Source organism: Azorhizobium oxalatiphilum, from assembly GCF_014635325.1.
Lineage (GTDB): Bacteria > Pseudomonadota > Alphaproteobacteria > Rhizobiales > Xanthobacteraceae > Azorhizobium > Azorhizobium oxalatiphilum.
The window spans coordinates 87757-101769 of sequence record NZ_BMCT01000011.1; the positions used below are offsets into that span (position 1 = coordinate 87757).

At 68.0% G+C, this 14013-nt stretch carries 13 protein-coding genes; 7 read left to right on the plus strand and 6 right to left on the minus strand.

All coding sequences use genetic code 11. The annotated features are described in order from the left end of the window. The first annotated feature begins 144 nt into the window (after positions 1–144). Positions 145–1980, plus strand: coding sequence for an alpha/beta hydrolase (locus tag IEW24_RS26160; protein WP_188583857.1), 1836 nt, complete (start codon positions 145–147; stop codon positions 1978–1980). Here the strand turns inward: IEW24_RS26160 and IEW24_RS26165 are convergent. Beyond that, positions 1946–2821: a LysR family transcriptional regulator gene (locus IEW24_RS26165; protein WP_188583858.1), complete on the minus strand. Its 876-nt coding sequence runs from the start codon at positions 2819–2821 to the stop codon at positions 1946–1948. The genes IEW24_RS26160 and IEW24_RS26165 overlap by 35 nt on opposite strands. Before the next feature lie 159 nt (positions 2822–2980). On the opposite strand from IEW24_RS26165, the gene IEW24_RS26170 reads away from it, so the two are divergent. Next, a complete protein-coding gene (locus tag IEW24_RS26170; protein ID WP_210324292.1) occupies positions 2981–4165 on the plus strand; it encodes an MFS transporter in 1185 nt (394 codons plus the stop codon). A 163-nt stretch (positions 4166–4328) separates the two neighbouring features. On the opposite strand, the gene IEW24_RS26175 is transcribed toward IEW24_RS26170, so the two are convergent. Beyond that, positions 4329–4889 (minus strand): DUF1269 domain-containing protein, encoded by a 561-nt coding sequence (locus IEW24_RS26175; protein ID WP_188583859.1) that lies wholly within the window; start codon positions 4887–4889, stop codon positions 4329–4331. Positions 4890–5172: 283 nt separating this feature from the next. Between IEW24_RS26175 and IEW24_RS26180 the strand changes: the two genes are divergently transcribed. The 5 genes from IEW24_RS26180 (at position 5173) to IEW24_RS26200 (ending at position 8325) form a co-directional block, all read left to right on the plus strand. Next, positions 5173–6126 (plus strand): hypothetical protein, encoded by a 954-nt coding sequence (locus tag IEW24_RS26180; RefSeq protein WP_244644685.1) that lies wholly within the window; start codon positions 5173–5175, stop codon positions 6124–6126. Beyond that, on the plus strand, positions 6119–6823 hold the full coding sequence (locus IEW24_RS26185; protein WP_188583860.1) for a chromate transporter: 705 nt from the start codon (positions 6119–6121) through the stop codon (positions 6821–6823). The genes IEW24_RS26180 and IEW24_RS26185 overlap by 8 nt, the downstream gene beginning before the upstream one ends. After that, positions 6820–7341, plus strand: a complete 522-nt coding sequence (locus IEW24_RS26190) for a chromate transporter (RefSeq protein WP_188583861.1) — start codon at positions 6820–6822, stop codon at positions 7339–7341. The genes IEW24_RS26185 and IEW24_RS26190 overlap by 4 nt, the downstream gene beginning before the upstream one ends. Positions 7342–7455: 114 nt before the next feature. Continuing rightward, positions 7456–7845, plus strand: a complete 390-nt coding sequence (locus IEW24_RS26195) for a response regulator (protein WP_188583862.1) — start codon at positions 7456–7458, stop codon at positions 7843–7845. Between the two features lie 69 nt (positions 7846–7914). Next, positions 7915–8325: a response regulator gene (locus tag IEW24_RS26200; RefSeq protein ID WP_188583863.1), complete on the plus strand. Its 411-nt coding sequence runs from the start codon at positions 7915–7917 to the stop codon at positions 8323–8325. Positions 8326–8406: 81 nt separating this feature from the next. Here the strand turns inward: IEW24_RS26200 and IEW24_RS26205 are convergent, their stop codons facing one another. From IEW24_RS26205 to glmM, 4 genes are all read right to left on the minus strand, one after another. Continuing rightward, positions 8407–9096, minus strand: a complete 690-nt coding sequence (locus IEW24_RS26205; RefSeq protein ID WP_188583864.1) for an outer membrane protein — start codon at positions 9094–9096, stop codon at positions 8407–8409. A 252-nt stretch (positions 9097–9348) separates the two neighbouring features. Continuing rightward, entirely contained in the window at positions 9349–11055 is a 1707-nt protein-coding gene (gene mqo, locus IEW24_RS26210) for a malate dehydrogenase (quinone) (RefSeq protein WP_188583865.1), read from the minus strand. A 250-nt stretch (positions 11056–11305) separates the two neighbouring features. After that, positions 11306–11989 (minus strand): hypothetical protein, encoded by a 684-nt coding sequence (locus tag IEW24_RS26215; protein ID WP_188583866.1) that lies wholly within the window; start codon positions 11987–11989, stop codon positions 11306–11308. Between the two features lie 130 nt (positions 11990–12119). After that, a complete protein-coding gene (gene glmM, locus IEW24_RS26220) occupies positions 12120–13463 on the minus strand; it encodes a phosphoglucosamine mutase (RefSeq protein WP_188583867.1) in 1344 nt (447 codons plus the stop codon). Between the last annotated feature and the right edge of the window lie 550 nt (positions 13464–14013).

Sequence of the window (14013 nt, forward strand, 5' to 3'; positions counted from 1 at the left end):
TTTTCGCGCGTGCCGTATCGGTGAGCGCGACAGGCCCCCTCTCCCGCTTGCGGGGGAGGGCTGGGGAGGGGGAAGGCAAGGCTGGGGCAAAAGTGGCCCCGCTGTGTCCGGCTCCCATGTCTCCCGTCCTGTACGAGGCGGGCCATGATGCCGCCGCCCTCCATTCCCGTCGCCTTCGATGGCTGCGCCGCCATGCTGCACCCCGCGCGGCGGCCGGGGCTGAGCGGGCGCGCGGTGATCATCTGCGAGACCTTCGGCTATGAGGCGCTCGCCACCCAGCGCGCCATGCTCACGCTGGCCGAACTGTGCGCCGCCGATGGCCTCACCGTGCTGCGCTTCCATTATCCCGGCACGGGCGACAGCGCGCGCGAGGAGGAGCCGGGGCAGATCGACCGCTGGATCGACAGCATCGGCGCCGCCGCCCGCTATCTGAAGGACAGTCACGGTGTGGCCGAGGTGGCGCTGTGCGGCTACCGGCTCGGCGCCCTGCTGGCCATCGAGGCGGCGCAACGCTTCGGCGACATCTGCGCGCTGGCGCTGCTGGCGCCGGTGCTGGCCGGGCGCGCCTTTGCGCGCGAGCAGATATTGAGCGGCGCCATGCTGCCCTTCCCGGAAGGCAGCGTGCCCTGCGACTGGAAGGAAATCCTCGGCTATCGCCTGCACGCCACGGACATTGAGCGCCTGCGCAGCATGGACCAGCGCGCCACGCGCGGCGCCGGCAGCGCACGGCGTGTCCTGCTGGTGTCGCCGGAGGAATGGCCGGACGATCTGCCGTCCGGCGTGGACTATCTGCCGTTCCAGCATTTCGACGGCCTGATGCAGCATGCGGCCGACATCGTCATTCCGGTGCGGGTATTCGAGAGCTGCGCCGCCTGGCTGCGGCGAGGGGCGCCGCCCGCGCCCGCGCACCGGCCCCTGCCGGGCGAACCCTCGCAGCTTCAGGTCGCCCCCGGCCTCAGCGAGACGCGCATGCATTTCGGCGCCGACGGCAGCTGCTTCGGCGTGCTCACCCACGCCGCGAACGGCCGGCGGGACCGCGCCGTGCTGATCCTGAATGCCGGCCTCAATCTGCACACCGGCAACGGGCGCGGCAGCGTGCGCCTTGCCCGCCGCCTTGCCGCCGCCGGCATCGGCGTGCTGCGGATGGATTTCGGCCGCATCGGCGAGGCGGCTCCCACCGATCCGGCCGAACTGGTGCGCTATCATGATCTCGGCCGGCTGGCTGATATCCGCGCCGCGCTCGATCTGCTGGCGGCGGCGGGCTATGGACGGGTGGTGCTCACCGGCATCTGCGCGGGGGCCTATATGGGCCTGCATGCGGCGGCGGCCGGTGATCCACGGGTCAGCGGCGCGGTGCTGGTGAACCTGCCCTATTTCTACATCCGCGACGAAGACCCCTCCATCCCGCTCTGGCGCCGGCCGCTGGCGCTCGCCCTGCATCTGCTGGCGCGCACGCGCAACTGGTGGGCGAACCACGGGCTGGACCATCGGCCCGATGATCGCCCCATGCTCGGCCCGGCCTATTTCCGCCGGCGCTATGTGGCGGGCCGCCTGCTGCTGGTGCTCCACTATGGCCAGCTGGCCTTGAAGCTGAAGCTGATCGCCGCCCTGAACCGCCTGTCCGGCCGGGACTGGCTGGCGAGCCACGAGGAGCGGCTGGTGGCGGCGGTGAAGGCGGCCGGCGTGCCGCTCACCCTCGTTTACAGCAGGGATGACTGGGGGCTGGTGGAACTGGGCATCGTGTTCGCCGAGCAGGGCCGGCGGCTGCTGGAGCGAGGACTGGCGGACCTGCGCATCGTGGATGGCTCCGACCACACCATGACCTCGCGCTGGATGCAGGACCTCTATGTGGCCATCCTGGAGGAGAAGGTGTCCGGCCCCACCGACGGCGACGGCCTGTCCCGGACGCAAAGGACGCCGGCCGCGTCCCACGGCAACGCCCCCTTCACCCCCGCAGGTGCCCCGACAGCGCCTCGATGAACAGCCGCACCTTGGCCGGCACGAGGCGGCGGGTGGGATAAACAGCCCAGATGGCCAGCGTCTCCGGCTCCGCATCCTCCAGCGTCACCGCCTCCAGCACGCCGCGCTCCACTTCCTCGGCCACGTTCCAGGCCGAGAGCACGGCGAGGCCGAAGCCGAACACCGACGCCTGATGGATGGCCTCGATGGCATTGGTCACGTAGCGCCCCTGCGCCTTCACCCGCGTCTTGCGGCCGTCGGCCTCGAAGGTCCAGTGCGGCCGGGCCGGCGTGGAGAGGCACTGGTGGTTCTTCAGGTCCGCCAGCACGCGCGGGCGGCCGTGGCGGGCGAGATAGGCGGGGGAGGCCACCAGCAGGCAGGGATTGTCCACCAGCCGCCGCGCCACCAGGTTGCTGTCCGGCAGGACGGCGATGCGGATGGAGAGGTCGATGCCCTCCGCCACCATGTCCACCACGTGATCCACCGCCATCAGCTCCACCGCCACGCGCGGGTTCTCCGCCATGAAGCGCTCCAGCAGCGGATTGACGATCTTCCGCGCGAACATGGCCGAGCAGCTCAGCCGCAGCAGGCCGGAGGCGCCCTCATGGCCGGGCTGCACGCTGGCGATGGCGGCCTCGCGCGCCTCCAGCAGGGCAAGGGCATGGGGCAGGAACACCTGCCCCTCGTCGGTGAGCGCCAGCGCGCGGGTGGTGCGATGCATCAGGCGCACGCCCAGTTCCTGCTCCAGCGCCGCCAGTGCCCGGCTGGCGGCCATGGGCGTCACATGCAGCCGCCGGGCGGCGGCGGCGAGGCTGCCGGCCGCAGCGGTCTCGGTGAAAATGGCCAGCCCGTCGAAATCCATGGCCTGCCGTCCTTATTGTAACGATGGGCGATATAATCGCGTAACGTCCGCTGTCGCTAGATCGAAACGCGTTACTGGCTATCTTTGCCGCAACGCAACACGGGTTGCGGCGTCCCCGCGCCGGCCGTGTGCAGGGCCATCCGGCCCCGGAGAGATCCCATGAGTACGCTTGAAACCACAGCCGCCAGCCCTGCCGATACCGGACGCGGCCGGCTGGTGATCTTCGCCATGGCGGCGGCGGCGGGCCTTGCGGTCGCCAACATCTATTACAACCAGCCCATGCTGGCGGTGATGGAGCAGGACCTGCCCGGTCCGCTCACCGCCATGGTGCCCACCGCCACCCAGCTCGGCTATGCGCTCGGCCTGTTCGCCCTCGTGCCGCTGGGGGATCTGGTGGAGCGGCGGCGGCTGATCGTGGGCCAGTTCGTGCTGCTGGCCGTGGCCCTGCTGCTGGCGGCGGTGGCGCCGACCCCGCTCACCATGCTGATCGCCTCCGCCGCCGTGGGCGTGGCCGCCACGGTGGCGCAGCAGATCGTGCCCTTCGCCGCCCATCTGGCGGCGCCCGAGAAGCGGGGGGCGACGGTGGGCTTCGTGCTGTCGGGCATCTTCACCGGCATCCTGCTCTCGCGCACGCTGGCGGGTTTCGTCGCCGCCCATTTCGGCTGGCGCGCCATGTTCTGGCTCGGCATGCCGCTGGCGCTCGGCGCCGGTCTGCTGATGGCCGCGCTCCTGCCGCGCAGCAAGGAGAACAGCGGCCTCTCCTATGGCGGCCTCATGGCCTCGCTGCTGAAGCTGTGGCGCGAGCTGCCGGCGCTGCGCCGGGCGAGCTACACGCAGGCGCTGCTGTTCGCGGCCTTCTCCGCCTTCTGGACCACGCTCGCCTTCCGCCTCGCCGAGCCGCAGTTCGGGCTTGGCGCGGATGTGGCGGGGCTGTTCGGCGTGGTGGGCGTGGTGGGCATCGTCTGCGCCCCCATCGCCGGCCGCTTCGCCGATCGCTTCGGGGCGCAGCGCGTGGTGGTGATCGGCTCGGCGGTGGTGCTGGCCTCGTTCGTGGTGTTTGCGCTGTGGGGCTCCATCCCCGGTCTGGTGGTGGGCGTGATCGTGCTCGACTTCGGCCTGCAATATGCGCTGGTGCCGAACCAGCACATCGTCTTCGGCCTGCGTCCCGAGGCCCGCTCGCGTCTCAACACCCTGTTCATCGGCTCAGCCTTCCTCGGCGGCGCGCTGGGCTCCTCTGGCGCGGCGCTCGCCTGGGCCGAGGGCGGCTGGTCGGCGGTGACGGCCTTCGGCATCGTGCTGGCCGCGCTGGCGACGGTGATCCAGCTGGTGGGGCGGAAGGGCTAGGGTTTCGCTGGCCGCCACATGAAGAAGCCGCTCCCTCTCCATTCGTCATGGCCGGATCAAGTCCGGCCATGACGATGCTTTGCTGCAAGAACGTTGCGCGAAATATATGGAGACGCCGCTCCAGACAGATGGAGCGGCGTCTCCATCAATCACGACTCCCGCCTCAGATCACCGGCGGCACATGCGGCGTAGGCGTGGCGGGGACGGCGGGCTCCTCGCGCTCCGGCGCGGAGGGGGCCGGGACGCCGGCGAGGGCGTTGCGCAGGGCCTGCTCCTTGGTGCGGTCGAGCGAGGTCTTCAGCACCACGCCGCCATAGCCCTTGATGTCGTCCAGAACCTTGTCCTCGGTCATCGCCTTGATCAGCACGAACAGCGCCGCATTGCCGGGCGAGATGGAGCCGGCCAGATCCTTCATGAAGTCGTCGTTGATGCCGTAGTCGGACAGCGCCCCCGCCAGCGCGCCCGAGGCGGCGCCAATGGCCGCGCCCACCACGGGCATCAGGAAGATGGTGCCCACCAGCAGGCCCCAGAAGCCGCCGCCCAGCGCGCCCGCGCCGGTGGTGTTCACCAGCTGGTTGAGGCGGATCTTGCCATCCTCGGTCTTCACCGCGATCACCGCGTCTTCCAGCGTGATCACATATTCCTTCTGCAGGGCGATCAGCTCCTGCCGGACTTTCTCGGCGGTCTCTTCGGTCGGATAGACGATGGCAATGAGATCGGACATGGGATGTCTCCTCAAAAGGGCCGGGCGGTTGTGTCATGTCCGGCTGATGGCCATGTGACACCATCGGCCGCGCCGGGGCCAGCGGGGAGGGTGCTTTCGCCGGGCGGAGGCGAAAAGGCCGCGTTATCCCTGGGGAAGGCTATCGGCATGGCCCGAACACGCCGGTGGGTTCCCGCCAATCCGGGGGCAATCGCGCTTTCCAGCGGCGAGGTGCCGCACTACTCTACCCGAACCCGCCGGACGGCCAGATCGGACCGGCGGACGTCAAGGACGGGGGGACGCGGTGTCGGACAAGAAGAAGGGCGCGCTGGCGTCCGATAATGCGCTGGGCTCGGACCCGGCAGCCCATCCGCCCGAGGCGCCGCGCACCTATGCGGACGGCCATCCGCTGGACGAGATCCATTACATCGAGGCGAAGATCATCCTGCACGGATCACGCTTCACCAGCGTGAAGAACTTCTTCGACTTCGCCAAGATCGTGCGCAAGGTGGCGAAAGACACCGGCGTCGATTTCGACGAGACCGAGGCGGAAGGGCTGCGTCCGCAGATCCGCGAAGTGCTGTTCCTCGATACCAAGGACTTCAAGCTCTACAACAACGCCTTCATCCTGCGCCGCCGCATCAATTATGAGGACGGCTTCCCGGTGGGCGAGCCGGAGATGGTGTTCAAGTTCCGCCATCCGGATCTCGAGACCGCCACCCTGCTGGATGTGCGGCCCAACATCTCCGGCCCCTACCGCATCAAGTTCAAGGAAGAGCTGCTGCCGCTGAAGGACCGCCTCGGCGGCTCGCGCCAGCTCTTCTCCCATAATGTCGAGTTCAAGTATCACCCCACCGACATGTGGGAGGATCCCTCCTCCGCCACCTCGCTGTGCAAGACCTATCCGGCGCTGGCGCAGGTGCTCTCCGGCTCCAAGGAGCATGTGGGGCTGGTGAACCGCACCGCCGTGGAAGAGGTGCTCCAGCAGCTCGGCACGCTGGATTTCGGCAAGGGCGTAATGGCCGCCTCCAACGTCTCGGTGTGGCGCACGCGCGGCGACCAGCACCAGCTGGTGGGCGAGTTCTCCTACCAGATGCGCATGGAACGCCGCGCCGACGTGAGCGCCAGGGCGATCGAGCGCTCCAGCGCCTTCTTCGTGGCGCTCCAGCATGCGGCGCAGGACTGGGTGTCGCTGGGCACCACCAAGACCGGCGCCGTCTATCGCCTGAAGGGCGCTCCGCCCCAGAGCCATGAGTGACATCACAGCCGGGGAGGGCGCGCCCGCGACGGCGCAGGATGCGCCCCCCAGCATCCTCGCCATCTTCCTCGCCTTCCTGTCCATCGGCGCCACCAGCTTCGGCGGTGGCGTGGTGGCCTATCTGCGCTCGGCCCTCGTGGGCCGGCACCGCTGGGTGGATGACGAGACCTTCATCGAGCTGCTGTCCATCTGCCAGAGCCTGCCGGGGCTGAACGCCTCCAACATGGCCATCCTCGTGGGCGACCGGCTGCGCGGCACGTCAGGCGCGGCGGCGGCGCTGGTGGGCATCTGCCTGCCGGGCGGGCTGATGATGGTGGCCGCCGCCATCGCCTACGGCGCCGCCCATTCGCAGGGCAATGTGGTGGACGGCATGCTGCACGGCGTCTCCGCCGCGGCGGTGGGCATGGTGCTGGCGGTCTCGCTCCAGCTCGGCTTCAAGACGCTGAAGAATTATGCCGATCTCGTCTTTGTTGCGCTGACGATCATCGGCGTGGAGGTGTTCCACCTCTCGGTGCTGGTGGTGCTGGCGGGCGTGGGCGCGCTGGCGATCTTCTGGTATCGGCCCGGCGGCGCCTCCAAGGACGGCGCGCTGTTCGCGGGCACGCTGCGCTTTCTCGATGGCACCGCCGCCCGGCTGTCGCGCAGCAAGGGCAAGGACAAGACGGGCAAGGACAAGAAGACCGGAGGCCACCCGTGAACCAGCTTCTGCCGCTGATCGGGGTCTTCTCCTATCTGTCGCTGCTGACGGTGGGTGGCGGCATGGCCGCCTTTCCCGAGCTGAAATACCTGACCGTGGACGTGCACCACTGGGTGAACTTCCCGCAGCTGATCCATCTCTACAGCATCGGGCAGATGGCGCCCGGGCCGAACATGATGATGATCGCCGCCATCGGGCAATGGGTGGCGGGGCCGGTGGGCGCCATCGTGGTGACGGCGGCCTTCTTCCTGCCCACGGGCCTGCTCACCCTGCTGGTGGGGCGGCTGTGGGTGCGCCTTGCCGACTGGCCGTGGAAGGCCTCCATCCAGCGCGGGCTCGGGCCGGTGTCCATCGGCCTGCTGCTGGCGGGCGTCATGAGTATCGCCAAGGGCGCGATCACCGGCTGGGAGAGCATCGCCATTGCCGCCGTGGTGTTCGGCGCCATCCTGCTGGCGCGGGTGAACCCCATTCCGCTCATCGCACTGGCGGCGGTGGTGGGCGCTTACGCCTTCCGCTGAGCGCAGGGCCTGCAGTCCCGCTCTAGCCAAATCACCTTTTTAAATGCCAGCCTGAGCGGAACCGTTGCGTGGTCCTCACGTTGAGAGGCCAGTGGTTTGTGTGAGAATGGTCGGATGGCCAGTGCTGCTTACCGTCCGGACCTCTCGGACGCCTCCCCAACGGTTCTCGTCGCGGAGGATGATGCCTTCCTGCGCCTGATGATCGCCGACGCCCTGCGTGATGCAGGGATCACGGTCATCGAGGCGGCGACGGCCGACGAGGCGTTCACCGCGCTCGCCGCCGGTCTCGTCGTGCATGCGGTGTTCACGGACGTCCGCATGCCCGGAAGCATGGATGGGGTGGAGCTGCGCCGCCGTCTCGGCGCGCATTGGCCGGACCTGCCCGTGGTCGTCACCTCGGGCGATCTCGATCCGACCGTTGCAGCCCAGCTCCCCGATTTCGTCGCCAAGCCCTATGACCTCGAAACGGTCGTGGTCCTGATCCTCGACCGGCTGAGAGGCTGATGGAGAACGTTTCACCGATCGGATTGCGATGCAGCTGATCGGGACGTGATCAGGACAGGAGGAGACTTGATGCCGGAAGCTGCCGTTACAGTCCTTCCCACGGTGATGGTGGTGGATGCGGACGTGCTGGTGCGCCATGCGCTCTCGGAGTATCTGCGCGGCTGCGGATACCGGGTGATCGAGGCGTCGAGCACGGACGAGGCGCAGAACTTCTTCGCGCTGGGCGAGATCGACGTGGGCGCGGTGCTCTGCGACATGAAGGCGCCGGGCCGTCTCGGCGGCTTCTCCTTCGCCCGCTGGATGCGCGAGACCCATCCGAAAACCGACGTGATCCTGGCCGGTGCCCCCGAGCGCGCGGCCGAGGAAGCCGCAGAGCTGTGCGAGAACGGCCCGCAGCTGGCGCGGCCCTATGATCCCCAACTGGTGCTGGAGCGCATCAAGCGCCAGCACGCCGCACGGGCGCGCCTGCTCCAGGAATGAGCGGGCGCTCAGAGCCCGTCTGGGACATCGGCGGACCGACCCGTCCGGCTTTTCCCAGCGGGCGCTCAGCCCTGCCGCCGCTCAGTGGAAGCTGTAGCGCACGCCCACGCGGACCTGATGGGACACGGCGTCCTCCACCGTGAAGGGCTGGCCCATGAGGGAGAAGCTCGGCTGGCCGAGCGCCGCATAGCGATAGCTGACGTCCAGCGTCCAGTTGTCGGAGATGGCCCAGCCCACGCCCGCGGTGGCGTTCCAGGCGAAATTGATGTCGGTCTGGCCCCAGGCGGCGGCCCCGCGCAGGGGCTCGAAATTGAAGCGCGTGAAGCCGAAACCGGCGCCGGCGCCCACATAGGGCGTCAGGCGGCCGATGGTGAACATGTCCCAATAGACATTGGCCATCAGCGAATTGGCGGAAAAGCGCGCCTTGCCGATGGGGCGCTGGATGGACACGTCGTTGGCGTGATCCACGGTGATGTCGCCGCGCAGCCAGGGCGAGAACTGATAGCCCGCGCCGATGCCCATGAGGCGCGAGGTGGGCTCGTCGGCGGTGCCGCGCGCGGCACCGGAGATGCGTCCCTTCACGCCCGACTTGCCCAGCATGGTGCGGAAATAGAAGCCGGACGCGCTTTCGGTCTCATCCACCTCCGGGGCTTCCAGCGAGAAGTCGCCGGGCCGGCCGAGCATGGGCAGATCCTTGAACAGGTTCTCGGTCTCCGCCGCGGATGCGGTGGTGGCGGCGAGAAGGAGAAGAACGCTACTGACGAGACGCATGGGCGGCGGCAATCCCATCGGGGCGCGGGGGGCCCCATCAATGTTCAGGAAGCGGATTCACCCTTCGGATGGGACCATCCGAACGGATCCGACTCCGGGCGGCGCAACGCCGCGATAGGGTCAAAGATTCGCATGCAGGACTTAACCACGGATTAACCCTACCGAAGGGTGAAACCGTTTCCACGCAAAGAAAAACCCGCCGGCAGGGCCGGCGGGTCGGGGTGCCCTTAGGGTAGATGGTGTGGCGCCGGCTCAGAGCGCCATATCGGGGGTACGCTTCACCTCGCCCGCCGGGGCGGCGGGAGTGGCGGCGGGCGCCGCCGTGGTGGAGAGGGCAGGGGAGGCGATGGCCAGCTGCAGCTTCTCGGCGGTGGTGGCCCAGGTGGTCGCCACGGCCTCCGGGTTGCCGTTCAGCTTGGTGCCGTAGCTCGGCACGATGCGGCGCATCTTCTCCTGCCAGTCCGCCGAGGCGAGCTTGTCGGGGAACACCTTCTTCACCAGATCCAGCATGATCGGCGCGGCGGTGGAGGCGCCCGGCGAGGCGCCCAGCAGGGCTGCGATGGAGCCGTCCTTGGCCGAGACGATCTCGGTGCCGAGCTTCAGCGCGCCGTCGGCGGTGCTCTGCCGCTTGATGATCTGCACCCGCTGGCCGGCCTGCCACAGGCGCCAGTCCTCGGCCTTGGCATTGGGGAAGTATTCGCGCAGCGCCGCAAGGCGGTCGGCGTCGGACAGCATGAGCTGGCCGGCCAGATACTTCACCAGATCGAACTCCTCATAGCCCACATCCAGCATGGGCAGGACGTTGTTGAGCGTGGTGGAGGCCGGCAGGTCGAACAGCGAGCCGTTCTTCAGGAACTTGGTGGAGAAGGTGGCGAACGGCCCGAACAGGATCACGCGCTTGCCGTCCAGCACGCGGGTGTCGAGATGGGGCACCGACATGGGCGGGGAGCCCGTGGAGGCCTTGCCATAGGCCTTGGCCAGATGGCGCTCGGCAATGGCCGGGTTCTCGGTGACGAGGAAGGAGCCGCCCACGGGGAAGCCGGCATAATCCTCGCCTTCCGGAATGCCGGACATCTGGAGCAGGTGCAGCGCGCCGCCGCCGGCGCCCACGAACACGAACTTGGCGTTCACCTTGGTGGTGGCGCCGCTCTTCGCGTCGGCATAGGTCACGTTCCAGCTGCCGTCGGAGTTCCGCTCCATGGCGGTGACTTCGCTGTTGGTGTGGAGCGCGAACTGCGGCTGGGTCTTCAGGAAGGACACATACTGGCGGGTGATCTCGCCGAAGTTCATGTCGGTGCCGAGCTGCGACCAGGTGGCGGCGATCCCCTGCTTGGGATCGCGGCCTTCCATCATGATCGGCACCCACTCGGCGATCTTCTTCGGATCGGTGGAGAATTCCATGCCGGCGAACAGCGGGCTCGCCTGCAGGGCCTTATGGCGCTTCTCCAGGAAGGCCATGTTCTCCTCCCCCCACACGAAGCTCATGTGCGGGGTGGAATTGATGAAGGAGCGCGGGTTCTTCAGCACGCCCTGATCGAGCTGGTGGGACCAGAACTGGCGCGAGATCTGGAACTGCTCGTTGATGTTGATGGCGCTGGAGATCTGCACATTGCCCTTGGTGTCCTCGGGCGTGTAGTTCAGCTCGGCGAGGGCGGAGTGGCCGGTGCCGGCATTGTTCCAGCCATTGGAGCTTTCCATCGCCACATCGTCGAGGCGCTCCAGCATCTGGATGGTCCAGTTGGGCTCCAGCTCATGCAGCAGCACGCCGAGCGTTGCGCTCATGACGCCGCCGCCGATCAGCAGCACATCCACGGCCTTGCCCGCGGGCTGGGCCAGCGCCGGCAGGACCGGCAGCGCTGCCACAGCACCGGCGGCGAGCGCGGAGCCCAGAAGCTGGCGGCGGTTCATGCTGAGGATGGGCGAGGCGGTCGGGCGGCCGCTGTTGTCACTATGACGCATGGGCGAAGAGCCCTCCGTTCTGCTAAGCTCTGAACGGCCGTCTACAGTTGTTGCGCCGCAATATCAACCGATGTGCGTTCGCACAAAGGCGTGCTTGGACAGATTCCATTTCCAGATTGGACCCATGTGTCTGGGGTGATGAGCTATCCACAAGCCGACATGCTCAGCCGTTGAAGCTGCTATGTTCTGTCCGCGTGGCTGGATATTGCCGAAATAAGGGCACCTTACTTTTCGTCAGGCGGAACCCTGCCTAGTCCGCCAGCACATTCGCGGCCTGTTTCAGCCATGCCTCGGCATCGGCGGCGGTGGCGTTTCCACCCTTCGCGCAGGTGAGTGGGCGGGTCTGCGGGCTGGCGGGCCATTCCACCTGCGTTGGCTGGCCGGGCGCGAAGTCGCAGAAGACGGGGCTGGTCTGGAGGAAGCGCGCGGGAAAGCCCTCGATGACGCGCTTCACGCAGGCCACTTGCTGCGGCCCGCGTCCGGGGCAGAGCATCCAGACGAAGCCGGCCAGCACCAGATCGTTGCGATAGCGAAACGAGGTGTCCGTATCGAGCCGCCGTTCAGCGGACTGGGGCTCCATGGCCCTTGTGACATAGAAGCCGTGGAAAGCCGCACGCGACGCCTCGGCGGCCTCGACGCTGCCGCTGCCCACGATGCTGATGATGGTGTGAACGGTCCTGCTCGGGCAATCGTCGTCCGGGGCAGGCGTGCGGCCCGTCCGCAGACCGCTGAAATACGCCAGCCACGGGTCGACCTCCGCCATGGTCTCCAGAGCGAAGGTCTGCCGCTCGCAGAAGGCCCGCGCGGCGTCGAACGGCTGTGCGGCATCGGACGGCCGGGGAACTGCCGTCTGCGCATAGGTGCTGATCGGGGCGGCAAGCGCGCCAAGGAGCAGGAGGACACCCCGGAGGGCGATCCGCTGTGCGTGTCGCATATGGTCTTACCTTCCACCGCTCCGGCCATGGGCCGATTTCAGGTGGCGGAAGGTAAGCTATTGATTGTCATATGGAAACAGCCGGCCTCGGGCCGGCTGCCGGGTGCTGCTGATCGGGCGATCTCTCGCCTTACGCCGCCACCTTCCTGAGCGCGGCGATCACGTCGTCCACCACGCCTTCCACCAGCTCATGGTCGTCGCCTTCGCCCATCACGCGGATCACCGGCTCGGTGCCCGAGGGGCGGATCAGCAGGCGGCCGTGATTGGCGAGGCGCCGCTCGGCATCCGCGATGGCGGTCTGCACGCTGTCCTCTTCCAGCGGCTTGCCGGAGGAATAGCGCACGTTCTTCAGCACCTGCGGCAGCGGGTCGAAGCGATGGCACACCTCCGACACCGGACGGCCCAGACGGGCCACCACGGCCAGCACCTGAATGGCCGCCAGCAGGCCGTCGCCGGTGGTGGAATAATCGGACAGGATGATGTGGCCGGACTGCTCGCCGCCCACGTTGAAGCCCTCCGAGCGCATGCGCTCCAGCACATAGCGATCGCCCACCGAGGTGCGCGCCAGCGTCAGGCCCACGCCCTGCAGATAGCGCTCCAGCCCGAGGTTGGACATGACGGTGGCGACGATGCCGGCGCGGGAGAGGCGCCCGTCGTCCATGAAGCTCTTGCCGATGACGGCCATGATCTGGTCGCCGTCGATCACATGGCCCTTCTCGTCCACGATGATCACCCGGTCCGCATCGCCATCGAGCGCGATGCCGATGTCCGCGCGCACTTCGCGCACCTTGGCGGACAGAGCGGCGGGATGGGTGGAGCCCACGTCGCGGTTGATGTTGAGGCCATCGGGCTCGACGCCGATGGACACCACGTCCGCGCCCAGCTCCCACAGCGCCTCGGGGGCCACGCGGTAGGCGGCGCCGTTGGCGCAGTCCAGCACCACGCGCAGGCCGTCGAAGGACTGGTCGCGGGGCAGGGTGCGCTTGGCATATTCGATGTAGCGGGCGCGCTCGCCTTCCACGCGGCGGGCGCGGCCGATGTCGGCGGGGGCGGCCAGCTTCTTGGTCAGGTTCTCGTCGATCAGCGCCTCGATCTCATGCTCGATCTGGTCGGAGAGCTTGAAGCCGTCGGGGCCGAACAGCTTGATGCCGTTGTCGTCGAACGGATTGTGCGAGGCCGAGATCATCACGCCGAGGTCGGCGCGCATGGAGCGGGTGAGCAGGCCCACGGCGGGGGTCGGCATGGGGCCGAGGAGCATCACGTCCATGCCCACGGAGGTGAAGCCGGCCACCAGCGCATTCTCGATCATGTAGCCGGACAGGCGGGTGTCCTTGCCGATGACCACGCGGTGGCGGTGCTCGCCGCGCCGGAAGGCGAGGCCGGCGGCCATGCCCACGCGCAGGGCGAGATCTGCGGTCAGGGTCGCATTGGCCCGACCCCGCACACCATCCGTTCCGAAATACTTGCGCGCCATGCGACGAACCCTTTTGTCTTCTGTTCAGCCTGCGGCGATGGGGCCGCCTGCAATCTTACGGACGGGGCGGCCCGTCCGATCACCCGGTGATCCGATCACCGCGCGGGATGCGCAGTGCCCGGCCTTCATTACAGAGCATCGTCATGCCCGGACTTGATCCGGGCATCCACGTCCATCCGCCGGGAGGACGGTTTGTCCTCTCGCGAACGGTTGCCGGCGTCCCAGCTTGTCGCGCCGTCCACTTTCGGCCCGACGTGGATCCCCGGATCAAGTCCGGGGATGACGACCCGAGAGTGGAGAGCGCACGACCCCTTACCAGCCGCGAGTGGGAAACACTCAACCCCTTGCCGGCACCGGCCCGCACCCAACCCCATGCACACCCACACAAATCCCACCCGGCTCTTACCATCCCGCGCGGGGTATCGCAGTCACGATTTGTGAGTGAGCTTAACCGAGGTTCAGAGCTGCTGCGACCGGGAGCTGTTCCGATATGGCAGTGCTCGCGGGAGTATTTCTCGACCGGGAGGCGGCCTGCGGTTTGCCTGCCTTG

What these genes read in the sequence shown, in the direction of transcription:
- IEW24_RS26215 (WP_188583866.1), bottom strand. Translation starts at nt 11,989, where the DNA reads ATGCGACACGCACAGCGGATCGCCCTCCGGGGTGTCCTCCTGCTCCTT.
- IEW24_RS26205 (WP_188583864.1), bottom strand. Translation starts at nt 9,096, where the DNA reads ATGCGTCTCGTCAGTAGCGTTCTTCTCCTTCTCGCCGCCACCACCGCA.
- IEW24_RS26160 (WP_188583857.1), top strand. Translation starts at nt 145, where the DNA reads ATGATGCCGCCGCCCTCCATTCCCGTCGCCTTCGATGGCTGCGCCGCC.
- IEW24_RS26175 (WP_188583859.1), bottom strand. Translation starts at nt 4,889, where the DNA reads ATGTCCGATCTCATTGCCATCGTCTATCCGACCGAAGAGACCGCCGAG.
- IEW24_RS26185 (WP_188583860.1), top strand. Translation starts at nt 6,119, where the DNA reads ATGAGTGACATCACAGCCGGGGAGGGCGCGCCCGCGACGGCGCAGGAT.
- mqo (WP_188583865.1), bottom strand. Translation starts at nt 11,055, where the DNA reads ATGCGTCATAGTGACAACAGCGGCCGCCCGACCGCCTCGCCCATCCTC.
- IEW24_RS26200 (WP_188583863.1), top strand. Translation starts at nt 7,915, where the DNA reads ATGCCGGAAGCTGCCGTTACAGTCCTTCCCACGGTGATGGTGGTGGAT.
- IEW24_RS26165 (WP_188583858.1), bottom strand. Translation starts at nt 2,821, where the DNA reads ATGGATTTCGACGGGCTGGCCATTTTCACCGAGACCGCTGCGGCCGGC.
- IEW24_RS26195 (WP_188583862.1), top strand. Translation starts at nt 7,456, where the DNA reads ATGGCCAGTGCTGCTTACCGTCCGGACCTCTCGGACGCCTCCCCAACG.
- glmM (WP_188583867.1), bottom strand. Translation starts at nt 13,463, where the DNA reads ATGGCGCGCAAGTATTTCGGAACGGATGGTGTGCGGGGTCGGGCCAAT.
- IEW24_RS26170 (WP_210324292.1), top strand. Translation starts at nt 2,981, where the DNA reads ATGAGTACGCTTGAAACCACAGCCGCCAGCCCTGCCGATACCGGACGC.